Annotated in this window: 13 protein-coding genes and 1 tRNA gene; 8 read left to right on the top strand and 6 right to left on the bottom strand. The window is 70.5% G+C overall.

Going from position 1 to position 17,570, the window contains the following annotated elements:
- The first annotated feature begins 96 nt into the window (after positions 1-96).
- Together ACGFNH_RS20665 and ACGFNH_RS20660 are read left to right on the top strand one after the other, a co-directional pair.
- Positions 97-609 (top strand): ArsR/SmtB family transcription factor, encoded by a 513-nt coding sequence (locus ACGFNH_RS20665; RefSeq protein ID WP_393655707.1) that lies wholly within the window; start codon positions 97-99, stop codon positions 607-609.
- 83 nt (positions 610-692) lie between these two features.
- Positions 693-1,601, top strand: a complete 909-nt coding sequence (locus ACGFNH_RS20660; RefSeq protein ID WP_393655705.1) for a M23 family metallopeptidase — start codon at positions 693-695, stop codon at positions 1,599-1,601.
- Positions 1,602-1,974: 373 nt separating this feature from the next.
- Here ACGFNH_RS20660 and ACGFNH_RS20655 read toward each other — a convergent pair whose 3' ends face one another.
- A complete protein-coding gene (locus ACGFNH_RS20655; RefSeq protein WP_393655703.1) occupies positions 1,975-2,370 on the bottom strand; it encodes a nuclear transport factor 2 family protein in 396 nt (131 codons plus the stop codon).
- 116 nt (positions 2,371-2,486) lie between these two features.
- Between ACGFNH_RS20655 and ACGFNH_RS20650 the strand changes: the two genes are divergently transcribed.
- The 4 genes from ACGFNH_RS20650 (at position 2,487) to purM (ending at position 8,827) form a co-directional block, all read left to right on the top strand.
- Positions 2,487-3,284, top strand: a complete 798-nt coding sequence (locus ACGFNH_RS20650) for a sterol carrier family protein (protein ID WP_393655701.1) — start codon at positions 2,487-2,489, stop codon at positions 3,282-3,284.
- 423 nt (positions 3,285-3,707) lie between these two features.
- A complete protein-coding gene (locus ACGFNH_RS20645) occupies positions 3,708-5,504 on the top strand; it encodes a hypothetical protein (RefSeq protein WP_393655699.1) in 1,797 nt (598 codons plus the stop codon).
- A gap of 654 nt (positions 5,505-6,158) precedes the next feature.
- Positions 6,159-7,718 (top strand): amidophosphoribosyltransferase, encoded by a 1,560-nt coding sequence (gene purF, locus ACGFNH_RS20640; protein ID WP_393655697.1) that lies wholly within the window; start codon positions 6,159-6,161, stop codon positions 7,716-7,718.
- A gap of 35 nt (positions 7,719-7,753) precedes the next feature.
- Complete coding sequence (gene purM / locus ACGFNH_RS20635) at positions 7,754-8,827, top strand: phosphoribosylformylglycinamidine cyclo-ligase (protein WP_393655695.1); 1,074 nt, start codon at positions 7,754-7,756, stop codon at positions 8,825-8,827.
- 116 nt (positions 8,828-8,943) lie between these two features.
- On the opposite strand, the gene ACGFNH_RS20630 is transcribed toward purM, so the two are convergent.
- Complete coding sequence (locus tag ACGFNH_RS20630; RefSeq protein WP_393655693.1) at positions 8,944-9,204, bottom strand: DUF3073 domain-containing protein; 261 nt, start codon at positions 9,202-9,204, stop codon at positions 8,944-8,946.
- Positions 9,205-9,512: 308 nt separating this feature from the next.
- Entirely contained in the window at positions 9,513-10,619 is a 1,107-nt protein-coding gene (locus ACGFNH_RS20625) for a Leu/Phe/Val dehydrogenase (protein ID WP_393655691.1), read from the bottom strand.
- A 191-nt stretch (positions 10,620-10,810) separates the two neighbouring features.
- On the opposite strand from ACGFNH_RS20625, the gene ACGFNH_RS20620 reads away from it, so the two are divergent.
- Positions 10,811-11,647: a hypothetical protein gene (locus ACGFNH_RS20620; protein WP_393655689.1), complete on the top strand. Its 837-nt coding sequence runs from the start codon at positions 10,811-10,813 to the stop codon at positions 11,645-11,647.
- 469 nt (positions 11,648-12,116) lie between these two features.
- Positions 12,117-12,323 (top strand): developmental transcriptional regulator BldC, encoded by a 207-nt coding sequence (gene bldC / locus ACGFNH_RS20615; protein WP_003949541.1) that lies wholly within the window; start codon positions 12,117-12,119, stop codon positions 12,321-12,323.
- 393 nt (positions 12,324-12,716) lie between these two features.
- Here bldC and ACGFNH_RS20610 read toward each other — a convergent pair whose 3' ends face one another.
- The 3 genes from ACGFNH_RS20610 to hrpA form a co-directional block, all read right to left on the bottom strand.
- Entirely contained in the window at positions 12,717-12,995 is a 279-nt protein-coding gene (locus ACGFNH_RS20610) for a DUF6274 family protein (protein ID WP_393655687.1), read from the bottom strand.
- A 115-nt stretch (positions 12,996-13,110) separates the two neighbouring features.
- Positions 13,111-13,185 (bottom strand) — tRNA-Asp (locus ACGFNH_RS20605).
- Positions 13,186-13,444: 259 nt separating this feature from the next.
- Positions 13,445-17,431, bottom strand: a complete 3,987-nt coding sequence (hrpA, locus tag ACGFNH_RS20600; RefSeq protein ID WP_393655685.1) for an ATP-dependent RNA helicase HrpA — start codon at positions 17,429-17,431, stop codon at positions 13,445-13,447.
- Positions 17,432-17,570: the final 139 nt, after the last annotated feature.

The following is a 17,570-nucleotide window of genomic DNA, read 5'->3' as shown; positions in this document are numbered from 1 at the left end:
CGCTCATCCCGGCTGGGATGGACGGGGCCGCAGTCGTTTTCCACAGGCTTGCGACAGGGGTCTTGCGGTTTCTACGTAACTACGTAATATCGAGCCATGGGACTGGAGCAGCGGGTCACGGCGTTGGAGCAGCGGCTCGCCGCTCTGGAGGGGTCGGGCCGCCACGGGGGCGGCCCGGCTCTCCCCATCGGTGCCGATTTCTGGGCGCTGGACGGACTGAAGGCCCAGCTCTCGGATGCCGGTGTGCCGAACGGCGGTGTGCTGTTCACCGGCACGGTCCACCTGCCCACCGGCGAGCAGTACGAGTGGCAGTACGGCCGCACGACCGACGACCTGGTCGAGAGCGACTGGGCGGACGCCGCCGAGGCGTTCGCCGCGCTCGGACAGCCCGTCCGTCTGCGTCTGCTGAGGGAAGTCCTCGGCGGCCGCCGCACCGCAGCCGAGCTGACCGAGCTCGACGGCGTCGGCACATCCGGCCAGATCTACCACCACCTGCGGCAGTTGACGGCCGCCGGCTGGCTCCATGCGGCGGTGCGCGGGCGGTACGAGATTCCCCCCACGCGAGTGGTCCCGCTGCTGGTCGCCCTGGCCACCACCGCCACGTCCTGACCGCGATCGCGACAACGACCACGACCCACCGACCCAGTGCGACACCCCGACCGCGACCGCCCGACAGATCGAGGAGGAACCCGATGTCCGTCCTTCGCCCGGCCCTTCGTTCGCTGCGATGGCTGCGGCCGTGTCTCTACGGCTCGCTCGTAGTGGTCGTCATCGTCGACATCTACGTCCGTGTTCCGCCGGTCGTCCTCTTCGGCGTCGTGCTGCTGGCCCTGTCCACGGGGCTCGTGCGGTACGTGGCCGGGAGGGCGAGGCCGCCGGAGCCGCCGCCCCTGGAGGTCGCGCCGCCGGTCGGCGGCCGCTGGAACGCGCTCAACAGCCCCGCCGACAAGGTCCCCAGCCATGGCATCCGGGCCTACGGACAGGCGTATGCGATCGACGTCGTGAGCGAGCCCGAGGAGGGGTCGCGCCCGGGCTTCGGCTTCTGGCCGGTCGTCCGCCCGAGCGGGGATTTCCCGGCCTACGGGCAGCCCGTTCTGGCCGTGGCCGACGCGACGGTCGTGCGTGTCAGGGCCGGCCGTCGCGACCAGAGCCTCAGCCGTAACTCGTGGCTCGCCTTGATCCCCTTCTTCATCGAGGGAGCGTTCCGCGATCTGTCCGGGCCGGGCGCCCTCGTCGGGAACCACGTGATCCTCGACCTCGGCGGCGGCACCTATGCGCTCTACGCCCACCTCCAGCGCGGCTCGGCAACGGTCCGCGAGGGGCAGAAGGTGAGCGAGGGCCAGGAGATCGCCCGTGTCGGCAACAGCGGCAACTCGACCGAACCGCATCTGCACTTCCAGCTCATGGACGATGCGGACCCGCATGTGGCGAACGGAGTCCCGTTCAGCTGGCGGGGGATCGGGGTCCCGAAGAACGACGAACCGTTCACGACGGACGCAGACGCGGATGGCGGCGCGGACGGAGGCGCCGCCGACGGGGGCGGCGGCCTGGAGGTGGAAGCCGAGGCGACTGCGGCAGTGGAGACCACACCGCGGCGGTGAGGCGGGCAGTGGGAGGCGGCCGGATGGGGAGGCGGCCGGATGGGGAGGCGGCCGGATGGGGAGGCGGCCAGGGCGGCTGATCCGGGACCGCGGGGGGCCGGGTGAGTTCGCCGGGGGGAGCGCATCGGGCGGGGGCGGAAGGGGAGTTCGCCGAGGGAGCGGATCCGGGCGGGACGCCAGAGGAGCCCGCCGGGGAGCGCATCCGGCGGGGACGGCAGGGGAGTTGCTGAGCTGAGCGGGACCGGCCCGAGACAGGCAAGCCGCGGCGCGATCCGAGACAGGCAGCTGCGGTGCGGCTCGAGACAGGCAGCTGCGGCGCGACCCCGCCGTCACAGGCGGCGGGGCCGGTGGGGGTGTGGGTGAACTCCCGCCCTCAGTGCCAGAACTCGTCCGCGACGTCGATGTCTTCGACGCACTCGTCGAGGTCGCTGATCTTCCCGCCGACGATGGTGAAGAAGATGCCACCCGGCATCTCGACCCCGCGGTCCCCGCGGTCGGCGAAGGACCTGTGGACGGACATCACATGCCCGCGGCCATCCGCGAAGAGGTCCTGCAACTCCACCCGGAACGTCCCGTTGGTCTCCTCGATCATCCGGCCGTAGAGCTGGAGGCAGGCCTCGCGGCCCTTGTGGTGGCCCGCCAGGATGTGCTGGCCGGGCACGTGGTGGGTGGCATCCGAGGTCATGAGCCCGGCCAAGGTCTCCATGTCACCTTTCGTGAACGCTTCGTAACCCTGGCGTACCACGGTGCAGTCGGGGTGCTCAGCCATAATGATTCACGCCTTCCGTCCTGATTCATCCCCTGTTCTTCCATCATCGGCCCGGGCCCGGAAGGCTGTCCACGGCAGTGACGGACGCACTTCGCTGCGTGGCTATGCTCGGCGGCATGCCTCCCGCCCAGCGCAGATCCCGTGCCCGTACGTACGACGCCGCGAAGCTACGGGCCGCTGTCGCGGCGCAGCTCACACACGTCCGGGAAACGGTGGCGGGGCTGTCCGACGAACAGTGGGCGCTGCCCACACGACTCGGCGACTGGACCGTCCGCGACCTCGTCGTCCACATCGCGCTCGGCGCGGACTCCGTCCGCACCTACCTCGCGAAGCCGGCGCCGCCCGTGCGCGAGGTCACGGTCCTCGACTGGCCCTCCGCGACAGCGGCCGTCGCCACCGCGGTCGACGCGAGGGCACGCACCGTCGCCGCGTCCACCGAACCGCTGGAGATCCTGGACCGCGCCGACGAGCGTCTGGCCGAGGCCCTCGCCTCAGCGCCCGACGAACGTCTGCTGGCCGCCCGCCTCGGGGCGATGCGCCTCGATGACTTTCTGGTCACCCGGTGCGTGGAGCTGACGGTTCACTCCGACGATCTGGCGGCCGCTCTCGGCACCGCCGTCCCCCTGGACCGCCAGGCGCTGGCCGCCGCGACGCGCGTCCTCGCCGACAGCCTGGCCGCGAAGGCGCCCGGCGGCTCGGTGGAGGTGCGGATCCCGCCGTACGCCGTCGTGCAGTGCGTCGAGGGTCCGCGGCACACCCGCGGCACACCCCCGAACGTGGTCGAGACCGACCCGCTGACCTGGATCCGCCTGGCCACGGGCCGTACGAGCTGGGCGGACGCGCTCGGCGACGCGGCGGTCTCCGCCAGCGGGGAACGCGCCGACCTGTCCGCTCTCCTGCCGCTGCTGGGCTGAGGGCTGTCCCGTCATCCCCTGCCGGCGCGCGACGCCGGTTCACGGCTCCCCGGAACCTCGCCCGGGAGGCGCCCTCAGCTGCGTTGCCGGATCCTTACGCATGCGACCAGGTATGAGGACGGCCCTCCGCCTTGCGCCCGCGGATACCGCTGGGCGGTGCGCCTTACCGGATCCCACGCCGCGCCCTGATCCATCAGGGATGACGGGACGGCCCTGAGGCGCACCCTCTGCGGCCGCCGGGCGTGGGCCCCGATCATGCGGAACGCGTCCGGCCCGGCGGCGGAGTGACGCATCCGACCGCGCCCGGCCACCCGCCCGTACGCAGGGACTTCGCCGTCAGCGGCGGGGTCTCGTCCGGATCGAGGGCCAGGGATAGCACTAATGTTCCTTCCTCGTCGCGCTGCGGCAGCCATAATCCCCGGCATGAGTTCGACCCGAGCGCCCCTGCCGGCAGAGTTCGATGCCGTCCGTCCGTGGACGACACAGGACGCGGAGAACTGGCGGGCGGCAGGCCCGCCGCGCTGGGCGAACCCGCTGGGCTCGGCCGTCGCGTTCGCCCTGGCGGTCGTGGTGGCGATGGTCGTCGCCACGGTCGGTGTGGATCCCCGCTCGTCCGGCCCCGCCGACTGGATCGGTGTCGCGCAGACGGCCCTGGCCCTGGCCCAGATCTACTGGTTCCTGCGGCTGCCCGAACTCTCCCTCGTCACGGCGCCCGTGCTGGGCGTGCTCGTCGCGTACGACGGGTTCACCGCCGAGGACGCGGCACGGGCATCCGGTCACGGGCTGGTGCTCCTCGCCCTCTTCTACGGCTCGTCGGTCGCTCTGGTGCGGGTGCGCCACCGCCGCCTCCAGCGTCTCGCCGCGCAGAACGCGGCGGTACCGCACACCCAACCGCTCCCGGAGCCGCTCCCGCGGCTGTCCCGCGGCATCGTCCAGATCCCGGCGGGCGTGGTGCTGTGCGCCGCCGGCGCGGCGGCGTTCTGGTACGTGCGGAGCGGCGCCGCGCCCTTCGACATGGTCGAGTTCAGCTCCTGGCAGCTCGTCGGCACCGCGATAGCCGCCCCTGGCGTCTCCGTCCTCGCCTTCGCGGTCCCGGCCCGCCGCAAGTCCGCCGCGCTGCGGCGCGGACCCGTCCCCGTCCTGAAGGTGCTCATACGGGAGGACGTCGAAGCCGACACCTGGGTCTACGCCGCCGATGACTCCGAGGGCCGCGATCCCCTCTTCTCCTGCGTCGTCGCCCAGGAGACGGAGGACGACGAGGACGACGGCGAGTTCGAGGTCGACGGCGAGGTCGACGGCGAGGCCGAGGGCGGCGAGCCGACGGCGGACGGGCAGCAGTACGGCCCCGAAGGCGTACGCGCGCTGGTCGAGGACGCGGAGCCGGAGCCGTCCAGCCCGGAGGAAGCCGCCGCCCGCCTGCGCACCCTCACCCGCCCCCGCGAGGCCGTCCTCTACGGCCTGCCCTGTGCCCGCGCCGAGGTCGCCCTCGTCTCCGCCACCACGGGAGGCGAACTCATCACGGAGTACACCTTCCAGGCCGTACGCCCGGTCCGGTCCCCTCGCCGCACGCCGGCGGCCCCGCTCGCCCGCGACGACGAGGACCTCGACACCCTCCTCGCCGGCAAGGACGCGACCGAACAGCTCGAAGCCGTCGCCGCCACCAGCCGTACCGCCGCCCGCCTCGCACCCCGCGAGGAGCCGGCGCACTGGGGGCCCCGCCTGGCCGACCGCGCCTTCGGACTCCTCGCCCTGATCTTCGTGATCGCCGTGCTCGGCAGTTATGTGAAGGACCAGGACTTCCCCTGGTGGTACGCCCTGCTCGTGATCTTCCTCGGCTCCGTGCTCACCATGGCCGCGGGCATGCTGAACTGGCGCGCCACCGCCGACCGCGAAGGGCTGTGGCTGACCGGAGCCTGGCGGGTCCGGCACCTCTCCTGGGACCAGCTGGGCGTCGCCCGGTACGACGACGGTGAGTTGCGCGTACGCGAGCGGGGCGAAGGCGGCGTCTGGCGTCTGCGCGTCGCCCCCTCCCGGCTCTGGCGGCGCAAGCGCGACGGCGACCCCGGACGCCGTGCGGCCGACGAGGTCACGGCCATGCGCGTGCACCCGGAGCTGCGGCCGGCCCGGAGCAGCACGCGCCGCGAGCGAGGATGGCCGGTGGCCCCGCTGATAGCCCTGCCGCTGCTGGCCTGGACGGCCTGGGCGCTGTACGTGATGTGAGCCCCGCCCGCGCAGGGCGATCCACCCAAGTACGACGGCCCACCCGCGTACGACGGCCCACCCGCGTACGACGGCCCACCCGCGTACGACGGGCCCACCCGTTTACAGCGAGCGGCACGTGTCCATCGTGCGAAGGCGGCCCCGCCCCGCCCCACTGCGCGCGCCGGCCCACCCACGCCCGACGCCCACCTGCCTGCAGCGAACCACTGCCGCTCGTCGGCCACCCGCGCTTGTCGGCCACTCGCGCCCGACGGGCGCGCGGCGCCCGCCCCCGTCCCCCCGCCCCTAAGGCAAGCGAAACGTCGGCCCCGTCCCCATCCCCTTCCCGAGCGAACGGCCGCCCCGCCCCGCCCCCTGCCGCGAGCGAACGAGGCTCCACCCGGCCCCTACGGCGGGCGCCATCAGCCCCCTACGACAGGGCGCCCTCCGCCCCCGTCCCCGCAGAGCGCCGCAAGTGTGACGCAGACGTCATTCGCCCGCGCCATGATCCACTCCCGCACTGCTCTCACCAGGCACGCAGCCCGTAGTCCCGCTTCGCACAGCGCACCGGACCCCGCCCGCGACCCCCGTTTCGACGGCCCTGTCGTCGGATCCGACAGGTGCGGCGCCGTACCCGGTTCGGGTTAATCCCCGACCTGACCTAGACTCGGTCGCGTGCCACGTGGTGACGGACGACTCAGCCACGATCTTTTCCCCGGAGAAAAGGGCCCCCAGGACGCCTGCGGTGTCTTCGGTGTCTGGGCCCCGGGAGAAGAGGTCGCCAAACTCACCTATTTCGGGCTGTATGCGCTGCAGCACCGCGGTCAGGAGTCCGCGGGCATCGCGGTGAGCAACGGCTCCCAAATCCTCGTCTTCAAGGACATGGGCCTGGTGTCCCAGGTCTTCGACGAGACCTCCCTCGGCTCCCTCCAGGGCCACATCGCCGTGGGCCATGCCCGTTACTCCACCACCGGTGCCTCGGTGTGGGAGAACGCGCAGCCGACGTTCCGCGCCACCGCGCACGGTTCGATCGCCCTCGGCCACAACGGCAATCTGGTCAACACCGCGGAGCTGGCCGAGCTGGTCGCCGAGCTGCCCCGCGAGGGCGGCCGAGCCACTCAGGTCGCGGCGACCAATGACACCGACCTCGTCACAGCGCTCCTCGCGGGCCAGGTCGACGAGGACGGCAAGCCGCTGACCGTCGAGCAGGCCGCGCCCCTGGTGCTGCCCAAGGTCCTGGGCGCCTTCTCCCTCGCCTTCATGGACGAGCACACGCTCTACGCCGCCCGCGACCCGCAGGGCATCCGCCCGCTGGTCCTCGGCCGCCTCGAGCGCGGCTGGGTCGTGGCCAGTGAGACCGCCGCCCTCGACATCGTCGGCGCGAGCTTCATCCGCGAGATCGAGCCCGGTGAGCTGATCGCCGTCGACGAGGACGGGCTGCGCAGCACCCACTTCGCCGATGCCCGCCCCAAGGGCTGCGTCTTCGAGTACGTCTACCTCGCCCGCCCCGACACCGACATCGCCGGCCGGAACGTCTATCTCTCCCGCGTCGAGATGGGCCGCCGCCTGGCCAAGGAGGCTCCGGCCGACGCCGATCTGGTCATACCGACTCCGGAGTCCGGCACCCCGGCGGCCGTCGGCTACGCCGAGGCGAGCGGCATCCCGTACGGCTCGGGCCTGGTGAAGAACTCGTACGTGGGCCGGACGTTCATCCAGCCCAGCCAGACCATCCGCCAGCTCGGCATCCGCCTCAAGCTCAACCCCCTCAAGGAAGTCATCCGGGGCAAGCGCCTGGTGGTCGTCGACGACTCGATCGTCCGCGGCAACACCCAGCGCGCCCTGGTCCGGATGCTGCGCGAGGCCGGCGCCGCCGAGGTCCACATCCGGATCTCCTCCCCGCCGATCAAGTGGCCCTGCTTCTTCGGCATCGACTTCGCCACTCGTGCGGAGCTGATCGCCAACGGGTTGTCGGTCGAGGAGATCGGCAAATCGCTCGGCGCGGACTCGCTGGCCTACATCTCCACCGACGGGATGATCGAGGCCACGACCATCGCCAAGCCGAACCTGTGCCGGGCCTGCTTCGACGGCGAGTACCCGATGGACCTGCCGGACCCGGAGCTGCTCGGCAAGTACCTGCTGGAGTCGGAGACGGCCGGTCGGGCCAAGGCCGATGTGGACGGCGTGCAGACCCTCACCGCAGGTGTCGGCGGCGCCGACGCGCTGCGCCGCCCGTAAGCGGCGTACCCAACGACACGAAAGAACCTCAAGGCATGTCCGAGTCCGGGATCACTGGTGCCAGTTACGCCGCCGTGGGCGTCGACATCGAGGCGGGCGACCGCGCCGTCGAATTGATGAAGGACTGGGTGAAGAAGGCCACCCGCCCCGAGGTCGTCGGCGGCCTCGGCGGCTTCGCGGGCCTCTTCGACGCCTCCGCCCTCAAGCGCTACGAGCGTCCGCTGCTCGCCTCCGCCACCGACGGCGTCGGCACGAAGGTCGATGTCGCACGGCAGATGGGCGTGTACGACTCCATCGGCCACGACCTCGTCGCGATGGTCATGGACGACATCGTGGTGTGCGGCGCGGAACCGCTGTTCATGACCGACTACATCTGCGTCGGCAAGGTCCACCCGGAGCGGGTGGCCCAGATCGTCAAGGGCATCGCCGAGGGGTGCGTGCTCGCGGGCTGCGCGCTCGTCGGCGGTGAGACGGCCGAGCACCCGGGCCTCCTCGGCCCCGACGACTTCGACGTCGCGGGCGCCGGTACGGGCGTGGTCGAGGCCGACCGCGTGCTGGGTGCGGATCGTATCCGGACGGGGGACGCGGTGATCGCCATGGCGTCCTCCGGACTTCACTCCAACGGGTACTCGCTCGTCCGCCACGTCGTGTTCGACCGTGCGGGCTGGTCCCTGGACCGCGAGATCCCGGAGTTCGGGCGCACCCTCGGTGAGGAGCTCCTCGAGCCCACCAAGATCTACTCGCTGGACTGCCTGGCTCTGAACCGTACGGCCGAGGTGCACGCCTTCTCGCACATCACCGGCGGCGGGCTCGCCAGCAATCTGGCCCGCGTCGTGCCCGACGGCCTGCACGCGCGCATCGACCGTTCCACCTGGGCCCCGGGCCCGGTCTTCGACCTGGTCGGGCGCGTGGGTGACGTCGCCCGCGCCGAGCTGGAGAAGACGCTCAACATGGGCGTCGGCATGGTCGCTGTCGTCCCCGGGGAGTCGGTGGACGTCGCGCTCGCCACGCTCGCGGACCGCGGCGTCGAGGCCTGGGTCGCGGGCGAGGTCGCCGAACGTGGTGACCGCACCGAGGCAGTGGCCCTGACCGGTGACTACGCCGGCTGAGGGCGCCCGCAAGGGCAGCACAGAACCCGGTCCGGGGGAAGGCCCCGGACCGGGTCGGGTGTCGTGCTGTGGTCGGACTCGCTATATGCGCGCTACGGCGTGGGCCGCATGCGACGTCAAGCGCGCCGACGGTATGCGGACTGCTCGGACGACTCCTCGTCGTCCTCGTCGTCCTCATCGTTGTAGCGATCCGCGTACTGTGCGTACGGGTCGTCCTCCAGCTCTTCGTCCTCGAGCGGCTCGCCATTCGGCGGTTGGCTCGAAGTCGGTGCTGCACCCAGCTCCTCGGCCAGGCGTGAGAGATCAGTCCCACCGCTGTTGTACTTCAGCTGGCGGGCGACCTTCGTCTGCTTGGCCTTGGCCCGGCCGCGCCCCATGGCTCGACCCCCTCAACGACGGGGCTCGACGGCCCCAGAGTCTTGACACGCGTTCATGAGTCGGAGCGGGCTCTCGAGGGAGAGACCGGTCCGTAGGGCTTCAACGGTACCTGCTTCCGCGGCCGTACGGTACGTCGCCCGCAGGACGCGACACGTCCGACAACCCGCGAGGAGCCCCGTCCCCGCTGGTCAGCTCTGATTTTACCTTCTGCTCGGGATCGACCCGCCGACGGGTGGTGAGTCATGTCTCGTCACCCGTCGGCGGGCCGGTCGTGCCGTTCCCCGGCCGACCGTGCTGCGGGTTCCGCTCAGACTGTCCCGCGCGCGCGGGCCTCGGCCATGCGCTGCTCGGCCAGGCGGTCCGCCGCGGCGGCGGGCGGGATGCCGTCGGCCTTGGCACGGTCGAATATGGCCAGCGTCGTGTCGAAGATCTTGGTCGCCTTGGCCTTGGCGCGGTCGAAGTCGAAGCCGTGCAGCTCGTCCGCCACCTGGATCACGCCACCGGAGTTCACGACGTAGTCGGGCGCGTAGAGGATGCCGCGGTCGGCGATGTCCTTCTCCACGCCGGGGTGGGCGAGCTGGTTGTTGGCCGCGCCGCAGACGACCTTCGCGGTGAGGACCGGGACGGTCGCGTCGTCGAGGGCGCCGCCGAGCGCGCACGGGGCGTAGATGTCCAGGCCCTCCGTGCGGATCAGGGCGTCCGTATGGGGCACCGCCATCACCTGCGGGTGCTTGGCCTGCACCCGGTCGATCGATTCCTGCCGCACGTCGGTGATCACGACCTCGGCGCCGTCCTCCAGGAGGTGCTCGACGAGGTGGTGGCCGACCTTGCCGACGCCCGCGATGCCGACCCTGCGGCCGCGCAGCGTCGGGTCGCCCCACAGGTGCTGGGCGCTGGCCCGCATGCCCTGGAAGACGCCGAAGGCGGTCAGCACGGAGGAGTCGCCGGCGCCGCCGTTGTCGGGGGAGCGGCCGGTGGCCCACTGGCACTCGCGGGAGACGACGTCCATGTCGGCGACGTACGTGCCGACGTCGCAGGCGGTGACGTAGCGGCCACCGAGCGAGGCGACGAACCGGCCGTAGGCGAGCAGCAGCTCCTCGCTCTTGATCAGATCCGGGTCCCCGATGATGACGGCCTTGCCGCCGCCGTGGTCCAGGCCGGCGAGGGCGTTCTTGTAGGACATGCCGCGCGCGAGGTTGAGGGCGTCCAGGACGGCCTCCTCGTCGGAGGCGTACGCGTGGAAGCGGGTGCCGCCGAGGGCCGGGCCCAGGGCGGTGGAGTGGATCGCGATCACGGCCTTCAGGCCGCTGTCGCGGTCCTGGCAGAGGACGACCTGCTCATGGCCTCCCTGCTCGGAGCGGAACAGGGTGGACAGCACGCCGAGATCGTCGGCGGTGTGACGTACGTCGGTCACTGTGGTGACTCCTGGAGACGCGGAGGAGACGCCCTCCTGGGGTGGGGGAGGGCCCGGTGGCCACAGCGTAGATCCTGCCGGGCGGTCCGGTCATCGAGGTGCTCCGGATCACCTCCGTGTGGCGTACACACGTGGGACGATCAATAGCGTCAGCGGGGGCAACTCCCGGCGGCGAGCGGAGGAGTGGGCGCGTGGGCTTGGCGTCTTCGGTGGTGGTCCCGTATGCGGCGTACCTGCGGGTCTACGAACCGCTGGCAGCGTTCCCGGAGCCCGAGCGCTCCCATTGGTACCGGTACGCCGAGCGCAAGGAGATCCCCACCGCGCAGGACGAACTCCGGCGCTCGCTGGCCGACTTGCTGCCCGTACCGCCGGTTCCCGTGCCCGTGCACGAGAGCAGTGACGCCTTTGTCGCGGTCGTGGACGGGGTGACGTGCGTCTGCCCGTGGCGCACCCGGCTGCGCGGCTGGCTGGCTCTGGAGGAGCTGGCCGAGCAACTCCCGAAGCCGGTGCTGGACGCGGTCCTGCCACCCGTGGTGCGGCGCCAGGCCGAGGCCGATTACGAACAGTGGCTGGAGCGCAACCCGGACGCACGGCCATGGATCCGTACGGCCACCTGGCATGTCCCCGTCCTCTGGTTCGCCCTCTTCTCGGCCGGTGACCGCGAGTATGTGAAGGACGCCACAGATCCGGTGCTGCGCTACCGGACGCCGATGGTGGAGGCGCGGCGGCGGGTGGCCCGCGCGCTGCGAGTCCTGCGCGACTCCATGGACGAGGGACCGCTCATCGACGGCCTGGAAGGCGTCGGCCGGTGGCTGGAGGAGTTCCATCCACGGTCGCTGGTGGAGCTGGACTACGGCGGCTTGGTGCATGCTCTTCCGGAAGGGCAGCTCGCCGAGGATCATTCGGCCGCGGATGTGGCCGAGGGACTGCAGGCGCTGCGTGAGGGCGACGGAGCCCGGGCCGGCCGCGCGTACGAGCGGCTGACGGACCGCTGGCGTGCGGTGCGGGAGCGGCAGTTCGCGAGCTGACGCGGACCGAAGTATTCGCGTACCGGGACCCTTGTTTCAAGATCCGCCAATGCCGCAAGCGTGACGGACGGCACTAAGACGGGTCTTGCCCTGATCCCATACCCTCGTGCCAAAATAGGACAAGGAGTCCGGAGGGCTCCCTTCGTCCAACTATGGGCGGAAGATTGGCATTGCACTCTGTTCGCGGGGTCTGATGAGGACCCCGGACAACGCTGTGACTGATCGTCACGGACGCGTGACTGTCCGTTATGGCATGGTCCATCGGCTTCCGTCGAGGTTGAACACCTGAGAGGGCAAATCCATCGGTTTGGCCGACGCGGCTGGACAGATGGTGTAGTTGTAGTGCCGAGGACAAGCCGTTCGTCCTATAACCGACTCGGCCTGCGTGCGCCATTTCGGGCAACGCGGGTCAAGGTGCAGAATTTAGAGGAAAGAACCGTTTGGTTCGGTTCTCCCGAGGAGGCCGCTCATGACCGCTCGCACCCCTGATGCCGAGCCGCTGCTGACCCCGGCTGAGGTTGCCACGATGTTCCGCGTGGACCCGAAGACGGTCACGCGCTGGGCCAAGGCAGGCAAGCTCACGTCCATCCGCACGCTCGGAGGGCACCGCCGCTACCGCGAAGCGGAGGTGCGTGCGCTGCTGGCGGGCATTCCGCAGCAGCGCAGCGAGGCCTGAACAAAACTCCATAAAGGGGCGATTCAGGGTTCCCCCAAGCCCATGAAGGCCCAATAGCTCCATACGACGAGCGCCTGCCCCAACAGGCCCATTTCCTCAGTGTCGAGGGTGCGTCGTCGATCGCGCTGGACTCCGCCGGGTCCAGCGCGATCTTTTTGTGCCCACACGGCTCCCTGCGGAGCCGTGGCCGGATGTGTCCCCTTACGCGCTTCGGTGACCCGCAGGTAGGCTTTCCCGTCAAGTGCAATTGCACATATTAAATTGACGGTTGGGGGAGGGGGGTTGAGTTCCATAAGTTTAGGAACTTCTTTGGTGACTCCCGTCACATGAGCACTTGCTTGTCCCATTGGCCCGGTGTGCGGTAATGAGCTTCGTCAGCCAACGGTCCCGGGGTCAATGGGCCGAAGGGCCCTCGTCCCACTGGGGGTTCCGCTCCAGGTCCCCGGGGTGCTCCTGCCCCTCGTCGCGGGGGCTCTCCGTTGCCTTCGGAGCATTCCGGTTCGGTGTGGACCCCGCTCGGATCGCTGCCGCCTCGGCCGCCGTGGGCTCCATCGCAAGACGCTGCAACTGGCGGCATACCGGGCAATGGCCAGTGAGATGTCGATAGCGGGTCGCAGCCGACAGATGAGCTCGCAGCAGGGCCCTGGTCTCATGCCTCGCAGACGGCATCATGCGCGCATACCTCCCGTACCCGGCATCCCCTGATGTCTGGGGTACCTCCGGTACGTGCCCGAGTCAAGACACGCAGAAGGCCCGGATCCTGAGGATCCGGGCCTTGGTGTCGAAGCGGTCCTGACGGGATTTGAACCCGCGGCCTCCACCTTGACAGGGTGGCGAGCACTCCAAACTGCTCCACAGGACCAGGTTTTCGCGGCTGAACTGGTGTCTTGCCGCGGAAGGAGACTCTACAGGAGTTCAGGAGGCCGGTCGAACTCACTCCTGGCAACGGCGGCACTACCGGCACCGCGGCGCTGACCGGGGCCCTACGGGCGACGCGCGCCCATGGACGCCTCCGTGGCGCGCGACCGCGGTGTCACGTGGCACGCGGGCCGGCACCTCATGCGCCGCCACCTCATGCGCCCGCCACGTCGCGTGAGCGCCATGTCGCTGCGCCCGCCGCGTCACGGGGCCGCGGCGTCCACGGCCTTCACGATCCGCTTGTCCGACACCGGGTACGCCGTGCCGAGCGCATGAGCGAAGTAGCTGACCCGCAGCTCCTCGATCATCCAGCGGATGTCCCGCACCTCCTGCGGCACCGGCTTGCCCTGCGGCAGCTGCTCCAGCAGCCACGCGTACTCGTCCTGCATCTCGTGCACCTTGGCCGTCCGCGCCGTGTCCCGCTGGAGATTCGTGGGGAGCTGGGTCAGCCGCCGGTCGACGGCCACCAGATAGCGCAGGAGGTCGGGCAGGCGGCGCACGCCGTGGTCCGTGACGAAGCCGGGCCTGATGAGTTCCGCGAGCTGCTGCCGTACGTCCGTGAGCGACGGGAGGAGGACGGCGCTCGTCGACAGCGGAGGCGTCTTCAGCCGGCGCTCACAGGACTGCCAGGCGGCCAGCACCTCCTGGACCTTGCGGACGGCGTCCATCGTCGCGTCCACCAGATCGGCCCGTACCGCGTCGAAGAGCTTGCGGAAGGACTCCTCGTCCCAGGCGGTGCCGCCGCGGGCGGCCATGAGCCGGTCCGTGGCCGCGGTCACGCAGTCGTCGAACAGCGCCTGGATCGAGCCGTGCGGATTGCTCGACAGGGCCAGCTTCTGCTGGTTGGTGAGCTTGCTCTGGGCGAACTTGGCCGGGTTCGACGGGATGTTGAGAAGAATCAGCCGGCGGGTCCCGCGCCACATCGCCTCGGCCTGCTCCGCCTCCGTGTCGAAGAGCCGTACGGCCACCGACGCGCCTTCGTCGACCAGTGCCGGGTACGCCTTCACGGGCTGCCCCGAGCGCCGGGTCTCGAAGGTGCGCGGCAGCGCCCCGATCGTCCACTGGGTGAGGCCCGTGCGCTGCTCGGGGCCGCCCGGCCCGCCCGAGGCCCCGGAGGCCTTCTCGAAGGCCTTGGAGATGGCCTCACGCGTCTTGGGCTTGAGCCTCAGCCTCAGCGTCTCCAGGTCCTTGTCCTCGGCGATCTTGCGTCGCCGTTCGTCGACCACCCGGAAGGTGATCTTCAAATGGTCCGGGACCTTGCCGGGGTCGAAGTCGTCGGCGCTCACCGGCACACCGACCATCCGCTGGAGCCCGCGCGCCAGCGCGACCGGCAGCGGCTCGGCCTCCGCTCTCTCCGGTGATCCCCCGGCCGTCTCCGGGGAGCCGGCGGCGGCCAGGAAGCGCTGGGCGAAGTCCGGCGCCGGGACATAGTTGCGGCGGATCGCCTTCGGCAGGGACCGGATCATCTCGGTGACCAGGTCCGGGCGCAGCCCCGGGATCTGCCAGTCGAACCCGTCAGGCGCGACCTGGTTGAGCACTTGGAGCGGTACGTGCACGGTCACGCCGTCCGCGTCCGCGCCCGGCTCGAACTGGTACGTCACCCGGAACTTCAGCCTCCCCTGCCGCCAGGAGTCCGGGTAGTCGTCCTTCGTGACGGCCTCGGCACGCTCGTTGATGAGCATCGACCGCTCGAAGTCGAGCAGGTCCGGCTCCTCGTGGCGTTTGTGCTTCCACCACGAGTCGAAGTGCGCGCCCGAGACGACGTGTTCGGGCACGCGCCGGTCGTAGAAGTCGAAGAGCGTCTCGTCGTCCACGAGGATGTCGCGGCGACGGGCGCGGTGCTCCAGCTCCTCGACCTCGCCGAGCAGCTTGCGGTTGTCGTGGAAGAACTGGTGGTGGGTCCGCCAGTCGCCCTCCACCAGCGCATTGCGGATGAACAGGTCGCGCGAGGTCTCCGGGTCGATCCGCCCGTAGTTGACCTTCCGCTGGGCCACGACCGGCACGCCGTACAGCGTCACGCGCTCGTACGCCATGACCGCCGCCTGGTCCTTCTCCCAGTGCGGCTCGCTGTACGTCCGCTTGACCAGGTGCTGGGCCAGCGGCTCGATCCACTCCGGCTCGATCTTCGCGTTCACCCGCGCCCAGAGGCGGGAGGTCTCGACGAGCTCCGCCGACATGATCCACCGCGGGGGCTTCTTGAACAGCGCGGAGCCGGGGAAGACGGCGAACTTGGCGCTGCGCGCGCCCAGGTACTCGTTCTTGTCCGTGTCCTTCAGGCCGACGTGCGAGAGCAGGCCGGCGAGGAGGGAGGTGTGCACGCGGTCGGGAGCCGCGTCCTCGTCGTTCAGGTGGATGCCCATGGTCTTGGCGACCTGCCGGAGCTGGGTGTAGATGTCCTGCCATTCCCGTATGCGCAGGTAGTTCAGGAACTCGCTGCGGCACATACGGCGGAAGGCGGAGGAGGACAGCTCCTTCTGCCGCTCGCGGATGTAGCGCCAGAGGTTGAGGAAGGCGAGGAAGTCGCTGCTCTCGTCCCGGAAGCGGGCGTGCTGCTGGTCGGCCTGCTGCTGCTTGTCACTGGGGCGCTCGCGCGGATCCTGGATGGACAGCGCGGCGGCGATGACCATGACCTCCCGCACACAGCCGTTGCGGTCGGCGTCCAGGACCATTCGGGCCAGGCGCGGGTCGACGGGGAGCTGGGACAGCTTGCGGCCGAGCCCGGTGAGCCTCTTCTTCGGATCCTTCTGCTGCGGATCGAGCGCGCCCAGCTCCTCCAGGAGCTGCACACCGTCCTTGATGTTGCGGCGGTCCGGCGGGTCGATGAACGGGAACTTCTCGATGTCCCCGAGATCCGCGGCCGTCATCTGCAGGATCACCGAGGCGAGGTTCGTCCGGAGGATCTCGGCGTCCGTGAACTCCGGGCGGGCGACGAAGTCGTCCTCGGAGTAGAGCCGGATGCAGATGCCGTCCGACGTACGGCCGCAACGGCCCTTGCGCTGGTTCGCGCTGGCCTGCGAGATGCGTTCGATGGGCAGCCGCTGGACCTTGGTGCGGTGGCTGTAGCGGGAGATGCGTGCGGTGCCGGGGTCGACCACATACCGGATGCCGGGGACGGTCAGGGACGTCTCGGCGACATTGGTGGCCAGCACGATCCGGCGGCCCGTATGGCGCTGGAAGACCCGGTGCTGCTCGGCGTGCGACAGCCGGGCGTAGAGCGGGAGCACCTCGGTGTGACGGAGGTTCTTCTTCGTGAGGGCGTCGGCGGTGTCGCGGATCTCCCGCTCACCGGAGAGGAACACCAGGACGTCGCCCGGCCCTTCGGCCTGGAGCTCGTCGACGGCGTCGCAGATCGCGGTGATCTGGTCGCGGTCGCTGTCCTCGGCACCCTCCTCGAGCAGCGGCCGGTAGCGCACCTCGACGGGATACGTACGGCCGCTGACCTCGACGATCGGGGCCTCCCCGAAGTGCCGCGAGAAGCGCTGCGGGTCGATCGTCGCCGAGGTGATGACGACCTTCAGGTCGGGGCGCCGGGGGAGGAGTTGCGCGAGGTAGCCGAGGATGAAGTCGATGTTGAGGCTGCGCTCATGGGCCTCGTCGATGATGATCGTGTCGTACTGGCGCAGCTCGCGGTCGGTCTGGATCTCGGCGAGCAGGATGCCGTCGGTCATCAGCTTGACGAGGGTGTCGTCGCCCACCTGGTCCGTGAAGCGGACCTTCCAGCCGACTGCCGAGCCGAGCGGCGTGTTCAGCTCCTCCGCCACGCGCTCGGCGACCGTACGAGCCGCGATCCGGCGCGGCTGGGTGTGCCCGATCAGTCCGCGGACGCCGCGGCCGAGTTCCAGGCAGATCTTGGGGATCTGCGTGGTCTTCCCGGAACCGGTCTCGCCCGCGACGATCACGACCTGGTGGTCACGGATCGCCTCCAGGATGGCGTCGCGCTTCTGGCTGACCGGCAGCGCGTCGGGATAGGTGACCTCGGGCACGGCGGAACGGCGGGCGACGAGCCGGGCCTCGGCCCGGTCGATCTCCGCCGCGATCTCCTCGAGCACGGACTGCCGTGCGTCGGGCTTACGGATGCGCCGGGCACCGTCGAGCCTGCGCCCGAGCTTCCGCTCGTCGCGCAGGGTCAGCTCGCGGAGCCGCTCGTGCAGGGCGGCGACGGCGACGGGGGAAGGTGGGGAAGTAGGCATACCTGGTCAAGGATCTCACTTCGCGGATTCCCTCGGCCAACGAATTCACCGGCGGGGCGCGGCGCACGGATCCACAGGGTTGTCCTGGGGGCTGTGCCTACCCGTGCCGGCGGACGGAGAGGTCTCCGTGGTCGGCCGG

This window comes from Streptomyces sp. NPDC048639 (assembly GCF_043199075.1).
Lineage (GTDB): Bacteria > Actinomycetota > Actinomycetes > Streptomycetales > Streptomycetaceae > Streptomyces.
Note: the sequence above shows the minus strand (reverse complement) of the source record. Positions and strands in the feature narration are given on the sequence as shown.